Origin of the sequence: Streptomyces anatolicus (genome assembly GCF_019400875.1) — a bacterium.
GTDB lineage: Bacteria > Actinomycetota > Actinomycetes > Streptomycetales > Streptomycetaceae > Streptomyces > Streptomyces anatolicus.
Genome location: NZ_WMBF01000637.1, coordinates 1 through 3172, shown reverse-complemented (window position 1 = coordinate 3172; position 3172 = coordinate 1). Strand labels below are relative to the sequence as shown.

Sequence of the window (3172 nt, the reverse complement as noted above, 5' to 3'; positions counted from 1 at the left end):
CCGCCGCCTCCCCCGCCCCCGCTGCCGCCGGCGCCGCCCTGGTGGCGGGGATGGTGGCGGCGCTGGCGGCGTCCGCGGCCGTGAGGCGGCCTTACGTCACTCCTTGACCACGGCCTCCGTGCCGCCGCCGAACTCGATGAGCAGCCCCGTGCGCAGGGCGATGGTCTTGCCCGGGTCCACGTCCCTGACCGTGCCGTCGTCCTTGCGTGCCGTCCACACCGACTTCGTACGGTTGGTGAGGCCGAACCGCCCGCGCTGCTGGGGGTGTTCGGTGACCTCGCCGACCACCGCGGTGAAGTCGTGGCGGTCGGGGTCCTCGCGCAGATGGTGGGCGTAGACGCGGGCGCTGGGCGCGAGCCGGATGCCGCGGCGGGTGCGCAGGGCGCCGGTGCCGGTGACCAGTTCGAGGCGCGGCGGCAGGGTGAGGGTCGTGCGGCACTTCCAGCAGTCGGGCGGGGCGCCGTCCGGCTGGGTGAGGTTCTGCTTGCCGCACGCGCCGCACTGCGTGATGGCGTCGAGGACCTGGCTGAGCGCCTCGCGCCACTGCGACTCGCGCACCCGCCGGGAGGGGTTGTGCAGGCCGTCCGTGAAGGTGCGCACGAACAGGTCGCGCAGGATCTGCGGCAGCGCGTTCCAGCTGGCCACGACGGTCGGCTGCTCGCTGGGCACCGGGCGGTTGCGGGTGTCCTTGGGGTCGTACACGAAGACGGGGTCCGTGCCGTAGAGCTTGCGCTTGGCCGCCATGTCGAGGCAGCGGATGTTCAACTCCAGGGCGCCGTTGAGCGGGTGATCGTTCATCAGGAGGTAGAAGAGGAGCACGGCGAGCGAGTGCAGGTCGCTCTGGGTGCCGGGCTGGGTGCCCTTGTCGCCGCGGACCAGCTCGGGCGCCATGAAGTCCATGGTGCCCGCGACGCCCGCCTCGGCGCCCTCCACGACGGCGTTGTCGTTGTCGCAGACCAGGACGTCACCGGTGCGCGGGTCGAAGAAGATGTTGCCCCAGTTGATGTCGCGGTAGGCGATGCCCCGGGAGTGCAGCGCGCGGTAGGCCTCGACGGTGTGCAGCGCCACGGTCACCAGCGTGCGCATCGTCGCGGCGGCGACCGAGGGGTCGCGGCGGAAGAGGGCGGGCAGATCGCAGAAGCGGGCGGGCCGTACGTCCATCAGATAGCCGAAGCCGGGCTGCTTGCCCTCGGGGTCCATCACGATGGAGCGCGGCCACAGGAAGCGGTCGTCGTCCCAGCCCTTGGCGATGAGCCCTTCGAGGATGTCCCGCTGGCGGGCGTCCGCCAGTTGGGGGTAGTACCACTTCACCGCACGGTCGCCGGTGGGCGTCATGACGCGGTAGACCTCGCCCTGGCCGCCGGAGCCGAACAGCTCGGCGACCTTCAGCTTCTCCCCCGACTCGGCCACCAGGGTCTTTCCGGCGGCGAGCATGCCGTTCACCATTCTGTTCCTCTCTGCCTCTCTGTCCTTACGATCTTTCTGCCCTTACGATTCGTCGCTGCGCTGTGCGGGCACCGCGATGGCGCCCACGAGGGTCGTGTCGTCGCCGGAGAACTGGGCGGCCCGTGCCAGCCAGTCCGGCAGCTGGCTCTGGACCGCCGCCACGCCCTGCTCGGCGGCGCGCCCGCTGACGCCCGTGGCGAAGTCCAGGAACCCCTGGTGGTCGGCGAAGCTCTTGGAGAGCCCGTCGGTGGAGAGCAGCACGCACGGCGGGGCGCCGCCCGTGAACGGCTGCCAGTGCGAGCGCGTCTTGCGCCAGGGTTCGGGCGCGCAGAGCGAGTCGGTCTCGTCGCCCATGTCGGGTCCGGTGGAGAGCGGGGTGTGGGGTATGCCCTCGTCGTCGACGAACACGATGTCGCCGTCGCCCAACTGCCAGCAGAACACCATACGTTCGGTCAGCACCGCGCCCAGGAGCGTGCTGCCGTAGGCGGCGAGGTCCGGCGGCTCCTTGCGGTCGCGCTCCGTCTCCGCGCGTCCCATCCGGCGCGTACGGGCGCCGTGCGCGGGCGAGTTGCGGTCGTGCAGCACGGCCCATTCGTGCCAGCGGTGGCCGACCTGCTGCGGCAGGCGGCGCGCCTCCTCGCGCAGCCCGGTCCAGCCCGAGGCGTCATCCCCGACGCGCACCACTTCGTACGCGAAAGTCCTCGCGCACGCCGTGAACTCCGCGACCGCCCAGCGCGCCCCGAGGTCGCTGCGGAAGTGGGCGGCGCTGCCGTGCCCGTCGGCGACCGCGAGGACGACCGCGCGGCCCCCGGCGACGGGCAGGGCGACGCCGCGGTCCTGGCTGTACTTCTTGGCCACGCCCTTGACCGCACCGCTGAGCAGCGCCCAGGGTGCGGTCGCTATCGGGTGCCCGGTGGGGCCCTCCGCGGGGCCCTCCGTGGGGCCTTCTGTGGGGCTGGGTGCCGGATCCGGTCCGGTCGCCGTCCGCGGTCCGGTCACCAGATGTCGTCTTCGCCCTTGGTCATCGACGGGACGTCGATCGGCGTCACGGGCTTCGAGCCGTCGTCGACCTTCGGCGTGGAGGCGTCCTTGACGACCGCGGTGGACATCCAGCGGATGGCCGCGGCGAGCTGGCGGGGGTTCTTCGCCTGGAGCGGCTCCAGTTCGGGGTTGCCGAGGAACTCCTTGAGCATGCTCTTGTCTGCGTCGTCACCGATGGCGACGGCGACGCGCACGGCCCGCTTGCCCCACGGGGTGGCGTCGATGGCGCGCAGCCCGGCGCGCCAGTCGTCGGTGGGCTGCCCGTCGGAGGCGAGCGCGAGCACCGGCGGCAGGGCGCGCTGCGGCATCGGCGGGGTCTGGAGCGCGCCGGCCGCCAGCTTGAACGCGGCGCCCATGTCCGTACCGCCGTAGATGTGCACGTCCTCCCAGGAGAACTGGTCGACCGGTGTGGGGTCGCTGACGTGCCAGCTGGCCCCGCTGGCGAAGGTGATGGCCCGCACGAGCAGGGAGGCGGCGGGGTTGGACTGGGCGGCCTGCTGCATCTCGGGGATGGCCTCGCGGATGGCGAAGTTCAGCTCGCCGATCTTGCCGTTCACGCCCATGGAGCCCGAGCAGTCGAGCATCCAGATGAAGTGCACGGGGCGGCTTGCCATGCTGCCGCCGGGGAAGTTGTCGACGACGACGGTCTCGCTGGTGTCGCTCACGCTGGTCCTTTCCTGTGGAG

The 3172-nt window shown here is 72.0% G+C and carries 3 protein-coding genes; all 3 read right to left on the bottom strand.

Features of this window, described 5'->3' with window-relative positions; translation table 11 throughout:
• Positions 1-96: 96 nt before the first annotated feature.
• The 3 genes from GKQ77_RS30715 to GKQ77_RS30705 are packed head-to-tail and all read right to left on the bottom strand — an operon-like array spanning position 97 to position 3101.
• Positions 97-1443: a protein kinase domain-containing protein gene (locus GKQ77_RS30715; RefSeq protein WP_372460030.1), complete on the bottom strand. Its 1347-nt coding sequence runs from the start codon at positions 1441-1443 to the stop codon at positions 97-99.
• A 45-nt stretch (positions 1444-1488) separates the two neighbouring features.
• Positions 1489-2445: a protein phosphatase 2C domain-containing protein gene (locus GKQ77_RS30710; RefSeq protein ID WP_219692390.1), complete on the bottom strand. Its 957-nt coding sequence runs from the start codon at positions 2443-2445 to the stop codon at positions 1489-1491.
• Positions 2442-3101 (bottom strand): vWA domain-containing protein, encoded by a 660-nt coding sequence (locus tag GKQ77_RS30705; protein WP_219692392.1) that lies wholly within the window; start codon positions 3099-3101, stop codon positions 2442-2444. The genes GKQ77_RS30710 and GKQ77_RS30705 overlap by 4 nt, the downstream gene beginning before the upstream one ends.
• Positions 3102-3172 lie beyond the last annotated feature (71 nt).

Excerpts from the sequence above, each read along its gene's own strand:
- GKQ77_RS30705 (WP_219692392.1), bottom strand. The coding sequence starts at position 3,101 with ATGGCAAGCCGCCCCGTGCACTTCATCTGGATGCTCGACTGCTCGGGC.